Raw genomic sequence first — 21,937 nt, 5'->3', positions numbered from 1 at the left:
ATCTTAAAATGGTGTAAGTAATGTCAGAACAAGCTTTAGTTAATACAAATACCGTTTCTCAATCTACGGCAAATCCAGCGGCTGAATCCTCTAGCGTTGAGAAAAAATCTTTATCTAAATTAATTAAATTGCCTAAGCATTTTTTTAGAATTATTTTGCTCTTGTTTTATTACTAGCAGCTTTTTCTCGTTGGGAAGTAACTGTAACAAGTGACTGTATTTTAATGCCTGAAAAAGATCAGTTTCTTATTGCTTCTGCACAAGAAAGCGGAGTGTTAAAGGAAATTAGGGTTAAAGATGGTGATTGGGTTGCTAAAGATACTGTTTTAGGTGTTTGCCAAGACATAGATATGGAAAAACAGCTATTAAATCTTAGCGCAAATATAAAACAATCCCAAGGTCGTTTAATTACATTACAAAATCAATATTCAGAACAGCAAGCTATTGTTGAACAAGCTAAAAGCTACTATGAGCAACGCCAAAATGAAGCAAAAGAACTAATAGCAGAAGAGGAAGCCATAAAAGAATATAAAAACACTGGAGAAATATCGCCGGAATATCCACCAGAATTACTTGAACTAAAGACCCAAATACAAACAAAACAAAACGAAGAACAAATTCAGCAACTAGAAAAAAGCCGCTATGATGTATTACTTAGTCAAGGGCTAATTTCACAACTACAAGTTGATGAATCAACAAGTCGTTACCAAATTACAATATTAAATCGTCACGCGGCAGAAGATCGTATGCGTGCAGGTGAAATTACTCATAAACGTAAAGTAAAAACAGCTATAACAGAAGAAAAAGCCTCTCGTGAAACCTTGCAAGCTGCGTTGCATAAATTAAAAGCTTTAGAAACAGAAATGCAGTCAATTAATAGTGAAATCACTTCTAGCAACAATGAATTAGTCCTTCTTGAACAAAAAAAAGAGACTTTAACTATTAAAGCAGCACAAGACGGTTTGGTTTTAGGTCAAGATATTGAAAAAAAACTAGGTCAATATCTAGAAAGAGGAAGTGAATTTTGCCATATTGCTAATATTTCCCAGCTTCGTGCAGTGGTCTCTGTTTCTGAAAAAGATATAACAAAAGTACGATTAGGGAGTGCGGCACGTATTCGTATTCGTTCGCTAGTGGATCAAGTATTTAAAGGTACTGTTAGTTATATTGGTAGTGAGGCAACAATAAAACCAGAAAACAACTTACGGATATATAATTGTGAGGTAAAAGTAAAAAACGATAAACAGCTTTTACGCCCAGGTATGAGTGGAGTGACTAGAATATCTTCATCCTATCAACCAGGCTATGTTATTGCTTTTAGATGGCTTAAAAGCCTTATCAAACTTGAATATTGGGTTTGGTAAAGTAGTTGGCTATTTTTTTACTACATTTTGTGTTTTATAGGGTTTAGTTTCTTTATTTGTTAATAATGCAATTCGCTTTGTCTCAACACCTTTAGGAATGCGGATTGAGTAACCTGCAAAAGGTGTTTGACTGCTTACTAGCTCTGGATTAAGCCTATTTAACACTTCAGTAGAAATATTTAATGTGCTAGCAATATCACTAATAGTTTTTGGTTCAAGAACAGCAATTTTATCAAATTGCCAATTGTTTTCAGGTGTAACAGAAATATTATAAGAGTCGGGCTGTTTAGCTATAGCAATTACAGCTAAAATTGCTGGAACATAATTGCGTGTTTCTTGAGGAATAAATCCACCTTGTCGAAGTTCCCAAAAATCTGCATATCCACAACGGTTAATAGCTTTATCTAAACCGTTTTCCCCCATATTGTAGGCCGCCATAGCTAAAAGCCAATCTCCAGCATAACGATCAGCTAAAAAGCGTAAGTAGCGTGCTGCTGCCACTGTGGATTTTTCTGGGTCAAGTCGTTCATCTACCCAACCATTTTGTCTTAGACCAAAACGCTCTCCTGTAGATGGAATAAACTGCCAAATACCCCGTGCTGCTGCTGGAGAAGTGGCTACAGGCTGCCAACAAGATTCAACCTGGGCAAGCCAAATAAGGTCTGTTGGTACTCCTTCACGCTCAAAAATTGCTTCAGCAAATTGACGATAGCGACCAGAACGAGAAAAACCTATTTCTAAGGTTTTACGTCCTTTTCCAGCAGTAAAATAACTAATAAATTGATTGACGGCAGGCGGTAAGTCGGTCTTAAATCCAAAATCTTCTGTTTTAATTTTTGGTTGTTCTGCAATTTTTGCAGCTAATTCTTGTAACTCTACTTCTGTTAAACGCCCGATATCATTGGTTGGAGTGCCTTCAAATCTCTGATCACTTAAAGCAGTAGTATTAGAGGCTCTAATAGTTAGTTGTTGTTGGACGATTTTATCTACTAAGTCATGATAGTATTTTTGAAGCTGTAAATCTGAGTGTAAATCCATTCCAGCAATTAATAGCTCATCAACAGCTAAGTCAAATTCTTTACGCATTAAAGGGAAATTATTTTCTGATAATGCTAAGACACCTTGTTGATAATGTAGTTCTGCACGTTTTATTAGCGTGCTAACTTCTTGCTCTTTAATAGAATTACTATTAGTTTGTGCTTTAATATTAGGCTGATTAAAGCTAAAAATAAAAACTAGGCTAATAATTACTAAAAAATTTTTGTAATGCAAAACTTAAAACCTCAGATTTTATTGATTGTTTTATGGTCGGTATTATAACGCGCGTCCCATCAGAAAGGTTACATTTTTTTGCCTGTGATTTTGCAGAAACATTTTTTATGACAAACATATTACCTGAAGAAACACTATATATAGTATCAGAAATAGAAACCCACCTACGGCTTGATGAATTTATACATAAACAAGAAAGTTTGATGCCTATTGCTGCAATTCGTCAATCAATCTTTTTAGAAGATGTTTTAGTAAATGGCCGACATCGTTCAGCAGGTTGGCGGGTTCGGCCTGGCGACCAAATTTTAGTTAATCTTGAAGCTCATCGGCACCGAGAATTAGCAGCAGAAGCTATTGAATTAGATATTCTTTATGAGGATCAATACTTACTTGTAGTTAATAAGCCCCCTTTTATGCTTTCTCATCCTACCAGATGGGAACGCCAGGGAACACTCTTAAATGCACTACTTCACCACTCATTAAAAAATGGTGAAAAAAGCCCACGTCTAGGTTTAGTAAATCGTTTAGATCGTGAAACTTCTGGAATTTTACTAGTAGCTAAACAGGAAAAAGCCCTACAGCATTTAGCACAGCAATTTGACCAACGACAAGTAAAAAAAGTCTATCAAGCAATTGTTTTTGGTGTTCCTCAAGATATGACTGGAGAAATAACTGCTCCTATAGGTTGGTTTAGAGAGTCATCTAGCTGGGGTGTTAGTCTAGAAAATAGCAAATCTGCTCATAGCAATTATCAAGTTAAAAAACATAACTCTAAATTTTCTTGGGTAGAACTCCATCCTCGCACCGGACGAACTCATCAACTACGTATTCATATGGCACACATTGGACACCCTATTTTAGGAGATAAGCTTTATTCATCTTTTGAATTAGAGGAAAATTTTTTTGATTTAGTAAAAAGGCATTTTTTACACGCTGAAAGACTTACTTTCCAGCATCCCATTAATAATCAAGAAGTTACCTTAGTTGCTAATTGGCCTGAAGATATGAAGAAATTTTTAGAATTTATAAATTAATTATGCCCAGCCTTGAAATGCGGAGTTTTCTGGGTTGGGCTTTTTGGATTATTTCATTTGATGGCGTTGGCTATAATGAAAAGAAAAAAGCACAGAAGCAAACCAAACAAAACAACTAGATAAGACTATTGACCATGCAAACTTACCTAAGTTAGTAGAAAATTGCCCGCTTAACAATGCTATAAGCCAAGCAATAAAGAGAAGTAAACCAGACCAATCCCTCGCCCATTGAAAATTTTTTAATTTGTTGATTCGGTTAATTTCTGCCTCAAAATAATCTTCATCGCTACACAACTTTTCATAATAAAGAGCTTCTCTTTTAGCTAATTCTTTTTGTGCATGATCTTTAGAAACTTCTGCCGCAGCACTATAAAAATGAGCAACATGGGCTAATTTGCCGTCTCTAAGAGCTATTTCAGCTAGTCCAATATTGGCTCGGTAAAGCATTGGTTCAACCGTTAAGGCACGAGAAAAACAACGTGCAGCTAGTTTATATTCTAGGCGTTCAAAATAAGTTTCTCCAATTCGCTCTAAAAGCTTTGGTTCGTCTTTAGCTAAAAAGGCTGCTAAACGAAGACAGGCTTTTGAGCGATTAAAGAAGTTTTGACCATTTGCCATAGCAAAAGAACGTAAAAACCTAGCCATTTCATAAAGAAGCTGTGCATTATGGGGTTCTTTTTCATAAGCTAAATCAAAACATTTAAAGGCTGATTGCATTTGTCCTTCTAGTTTAAGACTATTGGCAGCCCGACGTAACAATGAAGGAGGAAGGGTTTCTTGGCTAATTGAATTATCAACTTCAACTGTGCTAGCAATTTTACTTAGAGCCTGTTGATTTTCTAAATCATTTAAGTATTGTTTTAGTTCACTTGATCGAGGATCTATTTTACTCTCTGGTAACAAATTAAATAGCTCTTTAACTAATAAATACCTTCTATTGGTTTTCTTTGCACCATTTAACATTATAACTAACTGAACATTACCGCCAGAAACAACAACTTTGTAAAGATATTTAATTTTATGCAACCCTCGACGAGAGCGAATTGCTTCGGTTGCTACCATTTCAATTTTATCTAAGGTTATTTCTGGCTTTTGCCCTGAAATTAGCGATTCTAAAATAGCAAGTAACCCTGTACGAATAAGCAAATTACCATCAAAAGAAACTTTTTCAAATCTTGAGGCAAAAATAAAAGCGATTGCACTAATGAGCAAAGCAATTATTAGATTGCTAGAGTCAGCCGTACTTAATGAACTAGCTGCTGTTACAATAATAATCGCTAACATCCAATAGATGTGTGTTAAAACCTTTACTTCAATTTTTTCTTTCATACAGTAAAAGTTACTTTAGAGATTAATTAAGCTAACAAATTAATTACAAAAGTCTTAGCTAAATATCATCGTCTTTCTTTGTATCTTCAGGAGGTAGTTTGTCTGCTGCTGCTGAGTCAAGAAAACTTAGTCTTTCATAAGATTTGCGACCTTCAGCAGAAGAACGATTAGCTTTAGCTGCTTCCGTATAAGCATTTATAGCTTCAGCCGTATTATTTTGACGCTCATAAAGACGACCTAAGTTATAAAATATCATTGACTTAGGCAATACATTATTACCTTCTTTAAGCGTTTGATAAGTAGCAATTGCTTTATCTGTTTGACCTGTAGCAGCATAGTGTTCAGCTAAACCAATTTTTGCCCATAGAGCTACTTCTGTATTGTTTTTACTTAATGCTTCTAAATCAGTTTGTGCTTTAGCTTGGTCAAAATGGGTGCGGCTCATTGCAGCATAATAATTAGCTACTTCGCGGTAAGAGGAATAACTATTAGCAACTTTGTCAAATTCTTGAGCAGCATCTTTATATTTTTGTTGCTCATCTGTATAGAATTTTTTTGCTGGATTTTTATTTTTATCTTCTTCTGAGCCTGGTTTTATAACATCAGCTTTATAAATTTCTAAAGCATTTGCAAAAGCTTCTTGAGATACTGCAACTCGTGAAGAAATAAGGCCATAAGCCAATGACCCTGCTAAAATTAACCCTATAAATAAACCAACTCCATAAAGAATTTGTTTTCTTTTAGGTTCTACCTTTAAGTAAACACTATCATAAAGATTCCATAAAGGATCATCATAAACAGGTCTGGCAGTCTTATGTTTTTGGGATTTTTCTGAATCCACAGGTGTAACTCCTAATTTAAAAATCTCACTTAAATTTTTGGTGAAGATTACAAAATATCCTTTATACTGCTTGCTTGTCAAGCAGTTAGGCAAAATCTTTGGCAAAGCGCGTTATAAAAACAACTTATTGTTGTTATAATTTGCTATCTCAACTCTATCCACTTAAAAAACAGGTTATTATGAAAAATCAAGTTAAGATAATTGGTTCGCCAATGGATCTTGGGGCCGACCGTCGCGGTGTTGATATGGGCCCGTCCGTAGTGCGTATTGCAGGTCTTAGCCAAAAAATCAAAGCCCTAGGTTATCAAGTTGAAGACTTAGGAAATATTCCTGTAAAATTAGCTGAAATGGTGACTAAAAATGCCATTAATGCTAAGTATTTAGATGAAATTGCTGAAGCTAATGAAGTTTTAGCTACTCAAGTATCAGAAATCTTAGAAAGTGATAGCCTCCCTGTTGTCTTAGGCGGAGATCATTCAATTGCTATTGGTAGCGTTTCAGGCGTAGCTAGCTACTACAAAGCAAAAGAGCAACGTATTGGAATTATTTGGATTGATGCCCATTTAGATAGTAATACTCCTGAAACTTCATTGTCAGGCAATGTTCATGGGATGCCTTTAGCAATTTTACTAGGTTATGGCCCAAAAGAACTAACTCATATTGGTGGATTTGCCCCTAAAGTACGTCCTGAAGATTGCGTAGTCATTGGCGTTAGAGATGTTGACCCAGGAGAGCGAGACTTGGCCCGAAGCATTGGCCTAAAAGTCTTTACCATGAGAGACTTAGACGAACTAGGAATGAGCCGAGTAATGGACGAAGCTATAGATATTGCTTCCCGTTATACGGTAGGTTTTCATGCAACCTTTGATATTGATTTTGTTGATCCTACATACGCGCCAGGCGTTGGAACTCCTGTTTCAGGCGGCGGTACATATAGAGAAAGCCATTTAGCAATGGAAAAAATTTTTGATAGTGGCAAAGCTCTTTCAATTGAACTAACTGAAATTAATGCTGTACTAGATATAGAAAATCGTACTGGCAAACTAGGTGCAGACCTTATTTTATCTGCTCTAGGAAAAAAGATAATGTAACTAAATGGAAAAATCACTCGCTCCTGCAACTACTTCGCAACTTGTTACTGCTAATGACACTACCGACCCTAAAACTAAGGTTTATTTAGCATTAATCTCTGTCCAAATATTTTTTGGCATCCATTATTTTGCAGCTAAAGAAGTCCTAAAAGAAATCCCTGCTCCTACCTGGGCATCTCTACGAGTGACACTTGGAGCAATTTTAATGCTGCTTTTAGTCCTGCCTAGAGTTAAAAAAAGTTTTCCTCGAAACGCTCGTGACTTTGGCTGGATTTTTATTTATGCAATTTTTGGTGTAGCAATTAACCAGATTTTCTTTACCGAAGGTCTATCGCGTAGTGTACCTACTCACTCAGCAATTATTAATACAATAATTCCAATTACTACACTTTTATTTGCTATTTTATTTAAGAAAGAAACTTTTTCCTCTTCAAAAGCCTTAAGTATTATTATTTCCTTGACTGGCGTACTCTATTTGTTGGAAATAGACAAGTTACAATTTAGTAGCAGCTATGTCATAGGCGATTTACTAACTTTAATTAATGCTCTATCTTTTTCTTTCTTTCTAGTAATTAGCAAAGAAATAGTAATGCGCTATGATCCTTTTGTAATAACAGCTATTTTGCTAGCCTTTGGTTCAACCATAATTACAGGCTATGGAGCAAGTTCTTTAGTAAAGTTCGACCCATCAACAGTATCTAACTATACTTGGGCTTGGGCTGTATTTATTGTAATTTTCCCTACAGTTCTTGCTTATTTTTTTAATTACTGGGCATTAAAAAGAGTTGAATCATCCCTAGTAGCATTTTTTATTTACATTCAACCACCTATAGCAGCAACTTTATCAATTATTTTTCGAGGCGATCATTTAACTTTAAGAATGGTTATTAGTGCGATTTTAATTTTTATTGGCTCAGTCCTATCTGTAAGAGCGCGTAGACTTGGCTAAAGATTAGCTTATGAGTAATGAATTAAGTAATTTTATCAGCAAACTTGCTTTACTCGAACCTCTAGACCTTAACTACTTCCGTCAAGCCTTAGCATCAGAATTTATTGAACTCCAACAAATGGCCGATTGTCCACAAGATGCTATTTGGCACTCTGAAGGAGATGTTTTAACACATACTAAAATGGTGATGGATGCTACTTTAGAAGAAATTAAGCAAAATCCAAATTTATCTTATAAAAATAAAGTTGCAATCTACCTAGCAGCATTACTTCATGATGTTGGCAAGCCTGCAACTACTTATACAACTGAATATAATCGTGTTGTCTCGCCCGGACATTCTGCCGCTGCAATACCTTTAGCAAGAAAAATACTTTATTTGTTAGGTGTACCGTTTGATATTCAAGAACATGTTTTAAGGCTAATTTTACGGCATATGCTTGCCTATCGCATGACAAGCCGACTTAGCCCTAACTTCACAATAAATGAGATAAATATTGAATATAAGCAGTTCTTTCGCCTAGCAGCAGAGTTAAACATCCCTTCACTTTATCATCTTACTCGCGCTGATTGGCTAGGTCGTCATGGCAGCAACATCCCTCAAACTTTAGAAAAAATAGAAAATTTTCGCGCTCGTGCTGAACATTATAATTTGTGGAATTATAAAGGTTTAGAAGTTTTATCAGACCGAGTTTTTCCATCTGAAGATCTTCACAAACTAAATGTAAGCGACCCTCAAGAACAAAAACGAGTTCAATATTTGTTGCTTAATTTAAGTTTGCAAGGCAGGATACAAAGCCGAGATCAAGCACTTTCTTATATTAATGAACATCCTGATATACTTAGGCCAAAGTCGGCTCATCTTTATCTGATGCTTGGAATACCTGGTTCAGGAAAAAGCACTTGGATAAACAAAAATTTACCTAATATTAAGGTTATTTCCTCTGACAAAAAGCGAGAAGAATTGTTTAATGATGTTAATTGGCAAGGTGATAACAGCAAAGTCTTTCAGGAGTGTCATTTAGATATTGAAAAAGCCCTATTCAATGGTGAAAAAGTAATATTTGATGCAACCAACACAAAATTTAGCTACCGCAACACCCCACTTCAAATAGCCTTCCAACAATTTGCCCATACAACTATTGTTTACTTTGATTTACCGCTAGAAATATCATTAGCTAGAAATAAACAACGTGATAGACAAGTTCCAGATTTAGTTATTGCTCGTTATTTTAATGAACTAGAAGTTCCACGCCCCACCGAAGCCCAACAATTAAAGATTATTTGTGAAACTACAAACCCTATTTGGGAAAAATAGACTAGCAACATAAGTTACTAAGCTAACTCAAATATATGAATACATTGTTTTTATGCCAGAATTATTTATTTTTTCCTTAAATACCCTAGCACTTATACTAGAAAATCTAGATTTTAAGGAAGAATTTATAATCTATAAACAAAAAGTTATTAACTAATTAAGTAAACTTACAAACGGAATATCTATAAATCAACAACTTGTAGAGCATTATTTGTAGATTTTTCTTAGTTATTCAAATAGTAGAAAAGCTATAAAATAAGGAATCTTCGGGCTTGTTTTTCTCTAAACAAGCCCCTACCATACAAAACTAACCTTTAAAGAACTAAAAGCATGATTTTGGTGGGTTATTTTTAGAATACAAAACAGCTAAGGTTGTTTAACTTACTTAATATCAAAGGTTTAAAAATGAAAATACTTGCCCTTGACCCTTCTATAAATTTGTTAAAGCTACTTTCTGACAATTTAGAACAGTATAGCTATAATTTTCGAGGTGCAGTTGATGTTGAAGTAGGTCTTAAAGTTCTGCAAATGGGATACGAGCCTGAAATTATTATGGTTAACACCTGTTTTTGTATTCACCCGGTAATTTTACAACTAGAAGATTTTTTTCGTGCCTTAACTTATCAATACAAAGCAATAATTGCACTTATTGACGTTGATAGCGAAGCTAATCGTACTTATGCCATTAATATGGGATTTCATGCTGTAATAGCCAAACCCTTAAACTTAAAACGTGTTCTTACAGAAGTAGAATCTATGACAGGCATTAGTTCTGAGCAATTTACATTTTTACCTGTTGGTAGATATCCCCGTAAAGAAGCGCGTTTGCCTATTGCTATTGAAGTTACATTAAAAATAACAGAAGAAAGTAGTGATCAACATTTTCTGGAACAAACTATTACAGAAGATATAAGTCTTAATGGAGCAGCAGTTTTAACATTATTTGAAGTAGAAATAGGTACAGTAATTAATATTGCTCCTAGTAAAGAAGCAGAATTTTGCGTTGCTATAGTTCGACGAACTGTTGTTGGTAGTGATTATATTCGTCGCTTAAATTTAGAAATTGTTGGGGAAAGTTGGAAACAGTTCTACAATGAGTTAACCCAACTACATGCTAGTAATAATACTAGTAATAATGCTAGTAATAATGCTAGTAGTGAAATAGTAGAGAAAAAACCGAAAACTCATCATGAACCTACTAGAAAAATTCCCTTAGAAGAAATTGCCTTAGAAGAACATTTTAGTGGAGAAATCCCTTTAGAGGAAATCCTTGTAGAAGAAATTTCTGGTGAAGAATTAGAGCCATTGGAGACTAACTATTCTGAAATAGTTAATGATCGCTATAAAATTGAGCAAGAGCTAGGTAAAGGAGGACTTGGTATTGTTTATCAAGCAGTTGATCTTACAAATGGAAAAAAAGTAGCTCTAAAATTCTTGATAGATGATCAAACAGCAGAAGATCCCACAACTAACCAAAAATACTTTGAGCGCGAAATCAAAATTTTATCTCAAATCCACCATCCAAATATTGTTTCTATTCTTGACTCTGGCTTTAGTATGAATAAACCTTTTTTTGTAATGGAATATATAGATGGTCAGTCTCTTGAAAAAATATTACTTAAAGAAAAACTTTGGTCTGTTCCTAGAGTGTTAAACTTGCTTCAACAAATCTGCCCAGCTTTGTACACAATGCACTTAAAAAATATAATTCATAGAGATCTCAAACCTGGCAACATTATGATTGAAAAAGTAGACAATACAGAAAAAGCTATATTGCTTGACCTAGGAATCGCAAAAATGGTAAATGGCAGTAAAGAAAATTCCTTAATGAAAGATATTACTAAAACAGGAATGATTGTCGGTACGGTAGGTTACACTTCGCCAGAACAATGTCTAGATGCTGAACTTGATGATGGAGTAGACATTTATTCCCTAGGCATTATAGTTTATCAATTGCTAACCGGAGAAATGCCTTTTAGAGGTAATACACTTGCAGAATTAATACTTGCTCATGTCCAAGGCAAAGCAATAGAACTACGTGAATTTAATCCCAATATTAGTAATTCTATTGAGTCTGTTGTACTTTGGGCAATAGCAAAAAATCGTAATCAAAGGCCAAAAACAATAATGGAGTTTCTAAAACATTTTGAAGAAGCAGCCTTAGAAAATTCTTCAGATATAGAACAAATAGAACAAATAGAACAAATAGAGCAAATAGAGCAAATAGAACAAATAGAACAAATAGAACAAATAGAATATATACAGACAGAAAATATAGATATAGAGAATACTCCCATAGAAAACACAAATCAACCTACAGAAGATGAAAACCCTATGGTTTTCTTTTTATCTCAAGATTAAGTTAGTTTACTTGATGTGCAAACAAGTAAGGGTGTAAAGTAAATTGTGTAAATGGCAAAGAAAAGAAAACAATGGAGATAAAAAGGAAAAGCTTTTCGGTCGTGTTCCAAAGAAGTTGTTTATAAAAAAAAAGGAGTGATAAAATACAAAAAAGAAAAAACAAAAACCAGGAAAAAGAAAATGGCAACAATACAAGTGAAATGTCCAAGCTGTAATGAAACTCAAGTAATCAAATATGGAGTAAATAAGCAAGGCAAACAAAGATATTGCTGTACAAATGAAGAATGTAAAAAAGTAACATTTATATTAGATTATAGTAATCTAGGAATTTTGGAAACAACAAAAAAACAAGTAATAGAAATGGTAATAAATGGTAGTGGAATAAGAGATACAGCAAGAGTCTTAAAAATAAGCCCAACGACTGTATTAAATGAGCTAAAAAAAAACATTCAGAAATTAAGCAAGTAAACACTGCGTTACTAGAATCTTTTAATTGGTATTAATAATGAAGCTTCAACGATGAATCTTTCTTTTGATTTTTCTGATTTTCCAACTCTTTTGGAACACGACCTATGTTTGTAATTGAACACTTATTAAAAATAACCCTAAATAAAAAACCCAGGGTAAGCCTGGGTTTTTTAATTTTGTTTTAAATCAACTCTAGCAGTTTTACTAGGGCTTCCAGCCCATATCTATCAAAGTTTGTTTAGAAAAATCTAAAAGCCGGCTAGCCATATCAATTTGAGGTTGAAGGTCTTGTCCGCCTACTTTTTTAACTAATTCTTGATAGCGTTTTAGTAAGCTAACAGCTTCTGTTAGCCAGCTTATAGCACCTTTAATAAACGGAAGGCGTTCACAACGTCCTTCTTGTTCTACTTCGGAACGCGAAATGCCTTGAGAAGTATCTAAGACTTCCCAAATCATTTCATTAGCTTCAGGTGTAAGCCTCCAGGAAGTCATTTCTTCATAGAAATGAATAGTAACTGGCTTTTTCTCAAACAGATCTGGCAAATGTTGTTCATACATTTGCAGCATATCGCCAGAAGATTCACCATCAAACATAAAAGTACATCGAGAGACGACTTTTCCATTTATTGCCAATCCACAACCTAAATTATCAATCATTATTGCTTTTAAGATTTGTTCATCTCTGCTTAATTCTGGAAATTTTTCTCGCAGATCTCTTGCTGAAAACCAGCGTTCAACTTCGCCAGGTTGCCAAATCTTTAAATCTAAATTTAAGAATACACTCATGCATTATCCCCTTTTTTCTTTGACACAATAGCTTGTCGCATTTCAATAATCAATTTAATTCCTATAGGAATTGCAGATACAACATAACCTAAAATTAAACATGCTATAGGCACAGCGGCCTCTCCTGGACTCCAACCAGATATAAATATTCTAAAAAAAGTAACTAAAGAAATTAGTATGGCGGAGCTACCCCAAAAAATACCCAATAAATTTTTACAGCGATAGCTTAAGTAAGCAGTTATTGCGCCTAAAATACTAACAACAAGGCCACTTACTAAAATAGTTTCAATCTCAATAAAAACTGCAATAGCAGCAATAAAAATGGATAAAAGTTGGACTATTGCCAATGCTATCAAATGATCTGCCCATTTAGTGCTTTCTTTAGCAAATAAATAGTTTTGGTTAAATGTGCTACATCTGACACAATAATTTTGAACTGCATCAAACATATCAGCTTGATGGCAGATCTCACATCGTTTTGGTAAAGAAGTATTTTGTAGTTTTATTTGTGGGTTGATGGGTTGGGCATTAACCAACTGGTTATTAACGTAATAGTCTTGATAGAGGGGCTGTCCTGAGTAATTAGCAGGAGTATCTATTCTTGTTGGGGGGCTAAAATTCTTTTCTTCCATACTATTACCCGTTTTATTAGGTTATAAAAATTACTCATTACTATTAGTTTTACCTAATGGTGCGCGATGTTGAAAATTAATAATTAAAACTACTTTACCTTCTTCACGTTGATAGTAAATATCACCTGAACCAAGACGAATTAAAGTGCTATCAAACTCTGAATCTACAGCACGTTGAGCTTCTTTCCATTGTTCATCAGTTAATCGAATTATTAAATCATGACTCATTTTTTCAACCTAAAATACAAGATTATGTAAACTGTTTTTCTCTAAATGACTATATCTTCTAGCTGTTTTTTCATATTATAGAGCTTGAAAACATATTTAAGAAAAATTTTTGGCTGATTTTAATTAACTAATTTCGAGAAATTCTATGGTACCAACAAATGTTCTATTAGTAGATGATGATAGCATCATTATAAAGTTAGTCTCTACCTATTTAAGAATGCATGGCGTAAGTGTAACAACAGCAGAAAATGGACAAGAAGCTTTAGAACACCTAAAAGAATCTACTCCAGAATTAATTATTGCTGATATTGATATGCCTGTAATGGGTGGCTATGAACTTTACCGACAAGTTAAATTATTAGGCTATGAAGATATCCCCTTTTTCTTTTGTTCTTCAGCAAGTAGTTTGCCAGAAAGACTAGTTGGTCTACAAATGGGAGCAGATGATTATATTGTTAAACCCATTAACCCTCCAGAACTGCTCTTAAAAATAAAACTAAATTTAGTGAAAGCACGTCAGTTTCGCTTTCTAAAAAAACTACTTCAAGATCAACAAATACAATATCTTATGAGTGGACAATTAGGAGATACCGATGTAGCAGGACTATTACAAGTTATTAGTTTTTTAGGTCATAGAGATTTTTACTTACAAATTGATAACCCTGATTATGGAGTAGGGGAAATATATTTATCAAATGGAGTAATTATTCATGCTTCATTAAGTAACCTAATAGGCAAAAAAGCGTTATTTCGACTTTTAGAGTGGAAAATAGGAACTTTTCGTGTAGAAAAAAAGACCTTTCCTCATCCTGCTACAGTAAATGAACGCTTGGAAGAATGCCTACTAGACACAGTAGCAAAACTGGACGAATATAATTGCTTAATAAAAAGTATTACTGAGAGAGGCCATACACTTTTTATTAAAGATCCTATTTTGCTTTCTAAACTTAGTCGTGATAACTATCAAATTATTACAGATAAAGAACCTACTAGTAGTTTAAAAATCAAACAATCTCTTACAAAATTAGACAAAACTAATCAAACCCCAACCAAATCATCATCTGACAAAAGTTCCCAATTTATATTTACAGTAGAGCCAATAGACAATACAAATCTAGTATTAGAGCTAGTTAATCAATATCGTAAGTTATCAGAAGTATTAGACCAAAGTAGTTTAACAGACTTAGAAACACTAGAGATAATTGATAAGCTATTAGCAGAGGATGTTATCGGAATATTTTGAAAACTTTTGCTAAAGTATTTTGTTAAAATAAACGACCAAGAAAAATAATGTTATTTTTTAGGAGCTAGCCATCGAAGACTTGTTAGTTAGCAATTTAGAAAAAAAAGCCCGTAAAGCCCGTAAAGCTCAAAAAGAAAAAAAAGCTAAGTCATTGGAACTCCCTATTTGGCTTTATTGTCTTTTGACACGTAAACAACTAAGTGAAGCGATTTCCAATCGTGTTTTAAGCTCTAGCGTTAATAATCCTTTGGTACTAGCTAAAAGTCGTCAACAATTAATGCGTAAAACTTCCCAAATACTTGTTCGTGTCGCTGCTTCTGCTGCAATTGAATCAGGGACACACTTTGAGCCAATCAAAGGTGGTTATCATGCTAATTATTTATCATTAGAGTATATTTCTTGCAGCAAATTACCAGGTCGTTATGAGAAGTTACTTCGTGTAGATGGTGCAGGTGGAATAGTGCTACGCAACAACTTAGAATTAGAAGTTTTATTACTGCTAAAACGTGAAGGTGAGCAACTTGACTGGGTTTTGCCAAAAGGACGACGTAAGGCAGGAGAAAACCGCCAAAAAACTGCTTTAAGAGAAGTAGGTGAAGAAACCGGATTAACTGATCTTAAAATAAAAAAATTTCTTGGACGTGAAGGCTATTTTATAGTTTCTAATAAAACCGTTACTTATAAACGCATTAGCTACTATTTAATGTACAGCCTAGACCCAAATCAAGCATTAAAAGTAGAGCAAAAAGAAGGTTTTATAGATGGTCGTTGGGTGACAATACCAGAAGCAATAAGCTTAACTAATCCAACAAGAGCGCATAATATACTAGCTAGATTAAAAATAGATATAAGTAAAGAAAAAGCTAAAACTTAGTTCTAAGCTCTATTGACCGAAAAACGAAGTAAAAATAAAATTTATCTATCCTAAAATTTTTTAAGGAAGTTCTGTAAGGAAGTTTTATGAAGTATCTTGTCTTATTATTTTCTACTTTTTTAATTTTATTTTCTATAGGTTGTTCAAACAACAAAACCAATAATAACCAGCAACCAAAAACAACAACAGGCCAACTTAACGTTATTTCTCCAGAAGCACCAACCAAAAACAGCAATAAACCTCCATTAGATGGAAAAACTGCCCAACAGCTTTATACACATCTAAAAAGTAAAGGTTGGGAGTTTAGCCAAGCAAATCCCGCTGCTGTAGCAGTGTTTGGCTCAGAAGAATCTGTAGGGTTTCATCGAGAAGACCGCATAGGTTTTTTAATTATGCGTTATGACTCTTTAGACGCTGCACAAGCTCAGTTTGCTAATATTGATAGGATTTATCGTAATAAGTTTGGGAGGGCAATAACAGCCAAAAATTTTGTTATTGCTGTTTTTGGAGGACAAAAACGCATCAACCAACCAGACTTTAACCAACTAAGTGAAGAAGAATATAAAAAATTACAAGAAAATTTAGTAGAGTTTTGTAATTTATAATCCTTATAAAACTAGACTCAATGTTTTATTATGGGGTCTAGTTTTTACCCTCCTAAAATTATTTCCCCCGAATTTCTCTTAATTTCTCTGTAACATTAAGATACATTTTCATTGCTCGCTCTTCTGCTTCATTAGCCCGTTCTTCTGCTTCATTGGCCCGACGTTCAGCTTCTTCAAGTTGGTTTTTTAGCTCTAAAACTTGAGCTTCACTAGCAATAGCCCGATGTTCAGCAGCCGTAGTACGTATTTGAGCCGCTTCTAAACTACTATTAGCTATATTAAGTTCATTTTGTAATTTTAGTATTTGTTGGCTAGCTAATTGCCAACGCTTTTCGGCATCTTCTAAACGGGCTTCTAATTCAACAGATTTTGCTTCAGAGGTAATAACATAATCCCTAGTTGTAACAAGTATCATTTCCGTTTCTGTTAATTTGGCTTGTAGCTCTATTAATTGTTTTTGTGCTGCTATAGCTTTGCGATCATTTTCTAATGCACGAAGTTCCATAGAGATGTTAAGCGTTGTTTTAAACCTATAATTTGCGCTTGATCCCCACATTAGGATTAGAAGCCATATCAGCAAGCATTTGATGTAGCAAATTACGTAGCTGCATCAAGGCTTGATCTATTTGTTGTTCCTGTAAAAGAAAGGGGCTTTTAGCATCAATTTTTGACATTTACTGTTCTCGCTTCAAAATAATGAGGTTTTGTTTGTTAAATTGGTTAGCTTGGATTTAGAAAAAATAAGATTTAGCTTAAAATTACACCAATTAAGCAAAAATAAATAGTCTTTTGTTAAGATTTTATTTGTTTTTATTTATTTTGAAAATACTTTGCCAGAAAAATCTTTATTAAAAAAACATTTTTCTAGCTAACTCTGCCTTGCTTAATCTGTAATTTAGCTTTATGATCTTGCCGCATAATAGCTTGGAGAAAATTATCTATGGTAAATTCCCTAACTCCTTCCCACAGTCGTATTGGTGAAGAAATAGAAACACTTTGTGGACGTTGTAGAATGGATAGAATCCATCGCATTGTTGCTCAAGACCCTGATGGTACAATAAAAAAAGTAATCTGTGGTATGTGTAACACTTACCGTAGTTATCGCGCACCAAAAACAGCAAAAGGTGAAACAACTAAAGTAACAAAAACCCGTAGTACATCTACACGCGCTCAAACAGCTAGTAGCGTTGAAGATTTTGGTCTACCTAGCCGCAATTATAATATGCGTGAAAATTATGAAGCAGGCGAAATCATTGCTCATGCTTCATTTGGTGTCGGTAAAGTGCTATCTATAAAAGATACTAATAAAATAGAAGTAAAATTTTCTGACGGTGTAAAAGTCTTATTACAGAATAAATAACAGAAAATTTTTACTTATACTTAAAGATTAACAAGGAATTGCTTTGCTATTTCAGCACAGTTTTGGCTTGCCTTACTGCTTGAATGCGGACTATGCCCTATGTCTGTTAAAAAATGATATTTTGCTTGTGGTAGTAAAGCTTGTACTTGTTGCATTTCCCCTACTTCTGTACGTAAATCTTTTTCTCCATGAATAAACATTGTAGGGCAAACTAACTTTGAAAGCTTTTGCTTATAAAAATCTTTGTCTCCTACTTGGGCATCAACAATAATTTCTAACCAAGCTTTACCTGCTATTTTTAGTAGGTTTTGCCAGTATTCTTCCCCATGATCTTTTATCAAGGCTTGACAAACACGCTCTCCAAAATCACTTGGAGAATTAATCATTTTTTCAAAAAATTCTTTAGAACTACTTTTTGCCCGAAAATAATGAAAAGCCTCTAAAATTACTCCCCCAACACGCTTAGGATAATTTAATCCCATAATCGCTGCTATTACTGCTCCATCACTATGTCCCCAAAGTAATGCGCTATCTATTTCTAGTTTGTCAAGAAATTCTATCATTTCCTCAGCGGCTAGTTCATGAAAATTCATTGGTAGTTGATCTAGCTTTGTTGATCTACCATATCCAGAACGATCTGGAATTACTATTTTAAAATAATCCTCTAGTAAATCTATTTGGGTTTGAAAATTATAAACTTCATAACCCCATCCACTATGCAATAATACTAAAGGCTTCCCCTGTCCATAACTACGATAGTAGATTTTTGTAGATTTTTTATTCTTACTAAAAACAGAGTTATTTAACTCAATAAATGGCAAAGTATAGGCTCTTTTCTTCTAAGAATTGATGTATATTTTAGCTTGTCTGTGCTTAAATACATCTCTTTATACATTAATTTATACATTAATCAATAATATATTTGGAGTTAGTATCATAAGCTAGTGCTAATGTCTATTGTGATATTTATGGTATTAATACAACTACCAATTCAGAAGTAAAAAACAAAGATGCTATCCTAATTGCTAATCTAACAAATGGGCAAACACTAGCAAATAGCTTAAATCTACGTCAGCCTTTAGATAAAAATTCATTATTATTGATAGTAGCTCAAGGCATTGGGCTAGACCAAAATTCTAATATTGCAAGCGAACTAACTACACTAGCTATTAAAGATGCTTTGCTAAGAATGCCTACTAATATTGCAGCTTATGATCGCTTAGTTGCTGCGGTTGAGGAAGCCAATAATATTGTTTGGCAAGAACGACAAACTAATATTGCTATGAAAGATAGTATGTCAACCCTAACAGCGGTATTAATTGAACGTGACCAAGCTTTTATTGCTGAGGTAGGAAATAGTCGAGCTTATCTTATTCGTGGAGAACAAATTAAACAAGTAACTTCTGATCAAACTGCTGACAGTCCAATAGCAGCAGATAATCTAATTAATAATACTCAAAGAAATTCATATAGAAACTTATTATTACAAGCTATTGGTAAAACAGCTACCATTAAAGCAAATATCAGTATGTTTCAATTACGCTATGGAGATATTTTACTACTATCTACTAATAATTTATCTAAAATATTACAAGTAGATGAAATATTAGGTCTAACTTTGGCTTTATCACCAGATAAGATATGCCAACAAATTACTAGCATTGCATCCAAAAGAGCTTCGGCTGAAACTATTACGACCATTGCAGCACAATTTACTGGAGAAGCACTAAGCACTAAACCTTCTAATGGAACTATTACAGGAAGTGTGCATGTTTTGTCTCGCTTTGATCCAGAAGAAAAACTAGAAAAAAACCAAAAACGTACTCTTCTTTTAGGTGACTCTTCTTTAACTAAAAAATACTATAAAACAGATGACAAAGAAGACCTATCAAGCCTTATTCCTATTAACTCTATTTCTTCATTTCCTGAAAGCAATGTGCTTTTATCTGAATGTGAAACTTTTTTACAACATCTTAATTACTGTGAAACCTTACTTAGTATTAAACCAGCACAACTACAGTTTGCTGCTAATTGGCTAAAACAACAAGGCTATAATTACACTAGCTTAAAATCCAGAACTTATGAAATTACTGAAGGTGTTAAACAAATTCAACGTGTTAAAGAAATAATGCAAAAACTAATGAAAGACTTAGAAATAACAGACGATTTTAGCAAATCATAGATTGACAGTTTATAGAACGATCATCTATTATTCGCGCTTGCAAATATCTATAAATAAATTACTTTAACCTGGCGCATTAGTGTAGTCGGTTAACACGCGGCCCTCTCAAGGCCGAGATCACGGGTTCGAGTCCCGTATGCGCTATTTACCAACTACCCCCCTTACGACCAAACCACCAAACTAACCCTAATGTAGCTGTATTTTGCTCCTTTTTTAACCCCTCTTTATTAGTTAAAAAGAATGCTTGATTAGAAAAATCTCTTCGGTACTCTGCCCGCATTAAAAACCCTTCTGCAAATTTGTAGTCAAGTGTAAACGTTGTATCTTTTAAGGCTTGAGTAACTCCACTAAATAAACCTCCTCTATCTGACAAATAAACCCCTCGTAAAGCTAAAGCAACTTTTGGAGTAAATTGATAACGTAAATAGGCTGCACCCCCTGTTACACGCATTGGAGCAGAAAAAGTATTTACTCGGCTAATAACATAATCTAGCTCTCCAGCAAGAGTAAGTTTACTAGTAACATTCCAAGTAAAATAGCTATCTAAAATATGAAGTCTACCCCTTGGAACAGGATTAATTGATTGTGTAGGTAGTCCGGGTTGTGTAGGTAAACTAGGAAAAGTTGGATTAAGGTTTGCTACTGAATCTCGACCTTCTAAACCAGTATAATAATTTAAGTTAAAAGATATATTTTCTTTAGGCTTAATGTTAATTATCAAAGCTTGTGACTTAAACCCATTAAAGTCTTCTGTTTGCTGTACACCATTAACCAACCAATGTGTCAAAGTAAGTTTACTATTTACATTATAGGTTGAGCGAAAGCCCGTATGATAAAAGGGCAAAAAGTTAAAAAAATAAGAACGACTATAATTTATTTGGTCTTTGTTATAGTTTCCTTCAATTCCTAATGCACTAGTAAATTTCCCAAAATCCAGCGTTAAACCGCTTCCTATTGGGAAAACATAAGTGCCATAAGCTTGTAAAACATGCCTATAAACCTGCGGGCGAAGTTCATTATTTGCATTACCTTGCAAAGTTTCCGTAGCAGAACCAAATTGCAAATCTAACCTTGCACCAAATCTACGTCCTTCTTCTAAATTTGGAGTTTGTTCCAGTATTAATGCCGCTTGGCTTAAAGTAAAACTATTTTGCGCAACATCATAAGCACGCAATAAATTAGCACGAGGACGGTTAAAATTATAACCATAGTAGCCATCTAAAGTTAAATTTATAGTTGTATCCTTAAAAAATTTAAGAACGTCTAAGTCTTCTGAAAGCATTGTATTTTCTTTAGCAGTAACTTCATTAGGTTTTTCTACTTTTGGTAGTGTTTTTTCATCCAGCACAATCTGTGTGCTTTCTGATGGCTGGATAATTTTTTTTTCTAGCTCAACTAACCGCTTTTCTAATTCTGTAACTTTATTTAATAGCAAAACTTCTCGTTCACTCAATTCTTCATTAGTAACTTTGCTAGTATCTTTTAGCAAACTATTTGTTAGCTGTTGTTCTTGTGCATAAACATTTTTAATAGATAAACAACAAATAATAGCTATTAAAAACAAGATTTTTAATTTTGTACTTTGCATTAATTACACCTTCGTAAATTTACAGTTATAAATTTATTGCTTACAGTTTCATCAGCCCTTCACCAACCACAGAACCTAATATTGCTCCCCAAATAGCAAAACCTAGCCCAACATAAAACGCCTCTTTAATCTCTTTTCCTGTTACTAACATAATTACTAGAAGTAAAGATAACCCTACCAATATACCTAGTAATGTTCCTATATTAGCAAGATTATATTTTGCTACTCTTTTTGGTATTGGAGTTACTTCTGAGTCAAAATCTGCACACCTTGAGCAAAAGTTCTTTTTTGCATTAAAACAATCTTTCTGATGGCAAATTTCACATTTTGAAGATAAAGAAATCTGTTTTAGTAGAAACATATAAGCCTTTTCCTAAAATAAATTATTACTAGCTTTATGTTAAAGCTTTAGGTAT

General features: G+C 33.9%; 24 protein-coding genes and 1 tRNA gene. 14 read left to right on the top strand and 11 right to left on the bottom strand.

Annotation, left to right across the window (positions count from 1 at the left end; translation table 11 throughout):
• Positions 1-20 precede the first annotated feature (20 nt).
• Both IPK14_05185 and IPK14_05180 read left to right on the top strand, forming a co-directional pair.
• Positions 21-176 (top strand): hypothetical protein, encoded by a 156-nt coding sequence (locus tag IPK14_05185; protein ID MBK7992814.1) that lies wholly within the window; start codon positions 21-23, stop codon positions 174-176.
• A gap of 47 nt (positions 177-223) precedes the next feature.
• Complete coding sequence (locus IPK14_05180; GenBank protein MBK7992813.1) at positions 224-1,363, top strand: efflux RND transporter periplasmic adaptor subunit; 1,140 nt, start codon at positions 224-226, stop codon at positions 1,361-1,363.
• Positions 1,364-1,372: 9 nt separating this feature from the next.
• Here IPK14_05180 and IPK14_05175 read toward each other — a convergent pair whose 3' ends face one another.
• On the bottom strand, positions 1,373-2,635 hold the full coding sequence (locus tag IPK14_05175) for a lytic transglycosylase domain-containing protein (protein MBK7992812.1): 1,263 nt from the start codon (positions 2,633-2,635) through the stop codon (positions 1,373-1,375).
• A 107-nt stretch (positions 2,636-2,742) separates the two neighbouring features.
• Between IPK14_05175 and IPK14_05170 the strand changes: the two genes are divergently transcribed.
• Entirely contained in the window at positions 2,743-3,669 is a 927-nt protein-coding gene (locus IPK14_05170) for an RluA family pseudouridine synthase (GenBank protein ID MBK7992811.1), read from the top strand.
• Between the two features lie 48 nt (positions 3,670-3,717).
• Here IPK14_05170 and IPK14_05165 read toward each other — a convergent pair whose 3' ends face one another.
• Together IPK14_05165 and IPK14_05160 are read right to left on the bottom strand one after the other, a co-directional pair.
• Complete coding sequence (locus IPK14_05165; GenBank protein MBK7992810.1) at positions 3,718-4,998, bottom strand: hypothetical protein; 1,281 nt, start codon at positions 4,996-4,998, stop codon at positions 3,718-3,720.
• Between the two features lie 58 nt (positions 4,999-5,056).
• Positions 5,057-5,839, bottom strand: a complete 783-nt coding sequence (locus IPK14_05160) for a tetratricopeptide repeat protein (GenBank protein MBK7992809.1) — start codon at positions 5,837-5,839, stop codon at positions 5,057-5,059.
• A gap of 179 nt (positions 5,840-6,018) precedes the next feature.
• Between IPK14_05160 and rocF the strand changes: the two genes are divergently transcribed.
• From rocF to IPK14_05135, 5 genes are all read left to right on the top strand, one after another.
• Positions 6,019-6,930, top strand: coding sequence for an arginase (gene rocF, locus IPK14_05155; protein ID MBK7992808.1), 912 nt, complete (start codon positions 6,019-6,021; stop codon positions 6,928-6,930).
• A 4-nt stretch (positions 6,931-6,934) separates the two neighbouring features.
• Positions 6,935-7,879 (top strand): DMT family transporter, encoded by a 945-nt coding sequence (locus tag IPK14_05150; protein MBK7992807.1) that lies wholly within the window; start codon positions 6,935-6,937, stop codon positions 7,877-7,879.
• Positions 7,880-7,889: 10 nt separating this feature from the next.
• Positions 7,890-9,194, top strand: a complete 1,305-nt coding sequence (locus tag IPK14_05145) for an AAA family ATPase (protein MBK7992806.1) — start codon at positions 7,890-7,892, stop codon at positions 9,192-9,194.
• Between the two features lie 405 nt (positions 9,195-9,599).
• On the top strand, positions 9,600-11,555 hold the full coding sequence (locus IPK14_05140; protein ID MBK7992805.1) for a protein kinase: 1,956 nt from the start codon (positions 9,600-9,602) through the stop codon (positions 11,553-11,555).
• A gap of 180 nt (positions 11,556-11,735) precedes the next feature.
• Entirely contained in the window at positions 11,736-12,023 is a 288-nt protein-coding gene (locus IPK14_05135) for an IS1 family transposase (protein ID MBK7992804.1), read from the top strand.
• A gap of 204 nt (positions 12,024-12,227) precedes the next feature.
• On the opposite strand, the gene IPK14_05130 is transcribed toward IPK14_05135, so the two are convergent.
• Genes IPK14_05130 through IPK14_05120 form a run of 3 tightly spaced genes read right to left on the bottom strand, consistent with a single transcriptional unit; the run spans position 12,228 to position 13,669 of the window.
• Positions 12,228-12,809: a hypothetical protein gene (locus IPK14_05130; GenBank protein MBK7992803.1), complete on the bottom strand. Its 582-nt coding sequence runs from the start codon at positions 12,807-12,809 to the stop codon at positions 12,228-12,230.
• Positions 12,806-13,441 carry a hypothetical protein gene (locus IPK14_05125; GenBank protein ID MBK7992802.1) on the bottom strand — a complete coding sequence of 212 codons (636 nt, stop codon included), beginning with the start codon at positions 13,439-13,441 and terminating at the stop codon, positions 12,806-12,808. The genes IPK14_05130 and IPK14_05125 overlap by 4 nt, the downstream gene beginning before the upstream one ends.
• A gap of 30 nt (positions 13,442-13,471) precedes the next feature.
• Positions 13,472-13,669: a hypothetical protein gene (locus IPK14_05120; GenBank protein MBK7992801.1), complete on the bottom strand. Its 198-nt coding sequence runs from the start codon at positions 13,667-13,669 to the stop codon at positions 13,472-13,474.
• A gap of 145 nt (positions 13,670-13,814) precedes the next feature.
• Here IPK14_05120 and IPK14_05115 point away from each other — a divergent pair, with 145 nt between their 5' ends.
• The 3 genes from IPK14_05115 to IPK14_05105 all read left to right on the top strand — a co-directional run bounded on the left by IPK14_05115 (position 13,815) and on the right by IPK14_05105 (position 16,391).
• On the top strand, positions 13,815-14,912 hold the full coding sequence (locus IPK14_05115; GenBank protein MBK7992800.1) for a response regulator: 1,098 nt from the start codon (positions 13,815-13,817) through the stop codon (positions 14,910-14,912).
• Positions 14,913-14,991: 79 nt separating this feature from the next.
• Positions 14,992-15,786: an NUDIX domain-containing protein gene (locus tag IPK14_05110; protein MBK7992799.1), complete on the top strand. Its 795-nt coding sequence runs from the start codon at positions 14,992-14,994 to the stop codon at positions 15,784-15,786.
• Positions 15,787-15,872: 86 nt separating this feature from the next.
• Positions 15,873-16,391 carry a hypothetical protein gene (locus IPK14_05105; protein MBK7992798.1) on the top strand — a complete coding sequence of 173 codons (519 nt, stop codon included), beginning with the start codon at positions 15,873-15,875 and terminating at the stop codon, positions 16,389-16,391.
• A 58-nt stretch (positions 16,392-16,449) separates the two neighbouring features.
• Here IPK14_05105 and IPK14_05100 read toward each other — a convergent pair whose 3' ends face one another.
• Together IPK14_05100 and IPK14_05095 are read right to left on the bottom strand one after the other, a co-directional pair.
• A complete protein-coding gene (locus IPK14_05100; protein MBK7992797.1) occupies positions 16,450-16,896 on the bottom strand; it encodes a hypothetical protein in 447 nt (148 codons plus the stop codon).
• Between the two features lie 25 nt (positions 16,897-16,921).
• Positions 16,922-17,065: a hypothetical protein gene (locus tag IPK14_05095; GenBank protein ID MBK7992796.1), complete on the bottom strand. Its 144-nt coding sequence runs from the start codon at positions 17,063-17,065 to the stop codon at positions 16,922-16,924.
• Positions 17,066-17,331: 266 nt separating this feature from the next.
• On the opposite strand from IPK14_05095, the gene IPK14_05090 reads away from it, so the two are divergent.
• Positions 17,332-17,751, top strand: coding sequence for a hypothetical protein (locus IPK14_05090; protein ID MBK7992795.1), 420 nt, complete (start codon positions 17,332-17,334; stop codon positions 17,749-17,751).
• 20 nt (positions 17,752-17,771) lie between these two features.
• Here the strand turns inward: IPK14_05090 and IPK14_05085 are convergent, their stop codons facing one another.
• Entirely contained in the window at positions 17,772-18,572 is an 801-nt protein-coding gene (locus IPK14_05085) for an alpha/beta hydrolase (GenBank protein ID MBK7992794.1), read from the bottom strand.
• 278 nt (positions 18,573-18,850) lie between these two features.
• Here IPK14_05085 and IPK14_05080 point away from each other — a divergent pair, with 278 nt between their 5' ends.
• Together IPK14_05080 and IPK14_05075 are read left to right on the top strand one after the other, a co-directional pair.
• Entirely contained in the window at positions 18,851-19,933 is a 1,083-nt protein-coding gene (locus IPK14_05080) for a hypothetical protein (protein ID MBK7992793.1), read from the top strand.
• Positions 19,934-20,003: 70 nt separating this feature from the next.
• Positions 20,004-20,077, top strand: a tRNA-Glu gene (locus IPK14_05075).
• A 1-nt stretch (position 20,078) separates the two neighbouring features.
• Here the strand turns inward: IPK14_05075 and IPK14_05070 are convergent.
• Positions 20,079-21,521, bottom strand: a complete 1,443-nt coding sequence (locus tag IPK14_05070; protein MBK7992792.1) for a porin — start codon at positions 21,519-21,521, stop codon at positions 20,079-20,081.
• A gap of 40 nt (positions 21,522-21,561) precedes the next feature.
• Entirely contained in the window at positions 21,562-21,882 is a 321-nt protein-coding gene (locus IPK14_05065) for a hypothetical protein (GenBank protein ID MBK7992791.1), read from the bottom strand.
• Positions 21,883-21,937: the final 55 nt, after the last annotated feature.

Source organism: Blastocatellia bacterium, assembly GCA_016713405.1.
Taxonomy (GTDB): domain Bacteria; phylum Acidobacteriota; class Blastocatellia; order Chloracidobacteriales; family JADJPF01; genus JADJPF01.
Note: the sequence above shows the minus strand (reverse complement) of the source record. Positions and strands in the feature narration are given on the sequence as shown.

Bases quoted from the DNA above. Each gene is read 5' to 3' on its own strand.
- IPK14_05070 (MBK7992792.1), bottom strand. From the start codon at position 21,521: ATGCAAAGTACAAAATTAAAAATCTTGTTTTTAATAGCTATTATTTGT.
- IPK14_05125 (MBK7992802.1), bottom strand. From the start codon at position 13,441: ATGGAAGAAAAGAATTTTAGCCCCCCAACAAGAATAGATACTCCTGCT.
- IPK14_05180 (MBK7992813.1), top strand. From the start codon at position 224: ATGCCTGAAAAAGATCAGTTTCTTATTGCTTCTGCACAAGAAAGCGGA.
- IPK14_05120 (MBK7992801.1), bottom strand. From the start codon at position 13,669: ATGAGTCATGATTTAATAATTCGATTAACTGATGAACAATGGAAAGAA.
- IPK14_05115 (MBK7992800.1), top strand. From the start codon at position 13,815: ATGGTACCAACAAATGTTCTATTAGTAGATGATGATAGCATCATTATA.
- IPK14_05135 (MBK7992804.1), top strand. From the start codon at position 11,736: ATGGCAACAATACAAGTGAAATGTCCAAGCTGTAATGAAACTCAAGTA.
- IPK14_05130 (MBK7992803.1), bottom strand. From the start codon at position 12,809: ATGAGTGTATTCTTAAATTTAGATTTAAAGATTTGGCAACCTGGCGAA.
- IPK14_05065 (MBK7992791.1), bottom strand. From the start codon at position 21,882: ATGTTTCTACTAAAACAGATTTCTTTATCTTCAAAATGTGAAATTTGC.
- IPK14_05145 (MBK7992806.1), top strand. From the start codon at position 7,890: ATGAGTAATGAATTAAGTAATTTTATCAGCAAACTTGCTTTACTCGAA.
- IPK14_05090 (MBK7992795.1), top strand. From the start codon at position 17,332: ATGGTAAATTCCCTAACTCCTTCCCACAGTCGTATTGGTGAAGAAATA.
- IPK14_05185 (MBK7992814.1), top strand. From the start codon at position 21: ATGTCAGAACAAGCTTTAGTTAATACAAATACCGTTTCTCAATCTACG.
- IPK14_05150 (MBK7992807.1), top strand. From the start codon at position 6,935: ATGGAAAAATCACTCGCTCCTGCAACTACTTCGCAACTTGTTACTGCT.
- IPK14_05170 (MBK7992811.1), top strand. From the start codon at position 2,743: ATGACAAACATATTACCTGAAGAAACACTATATATAGTATCAGAAATA.
- IPK14_05165 (MBK7992810.1), bottom strand. From the start codon at position 4,998: ATGAAAGAAAAAATTGAAGTAAAGGTTTTAACACACATCTATTGGATG.
- rocF (MBK7992808.1), top strand. From the start codon at position 6,019: ATGAAAAATCAAGTTAAGATAATTGGTTCGCCAATGGATCTTGGGGCC.
- IPK14_05095 (MBK7992796.1), bottom strand. From the start codon at position 17,065: ATGTCAAAAATTGATGCTAAAAGCCCCTTTCTTTTACAGGAACAACAA.
- IPK14_05100 (MBK7992797.1), bottom strand. From the start codon at position 16,896: ATGGAACTTCGTGCATTAGAAAATGATCGCAAAGCTATAGCAGCACAA.
- IPK14_05140 (MBK7992805.1), top strand. From the start codon at position 9,600: ATGAAAATACTTGCCCTTGACCCTTCTATAAATTTGTTAAAGCTACTT.
- IPK14_05105 (MBK7992798.1), top strand. From the start codon at position 15,873: ATGAAGTATCTTGTCTTATTATTTTCTACTTTTTTAATTTTATTTTCT.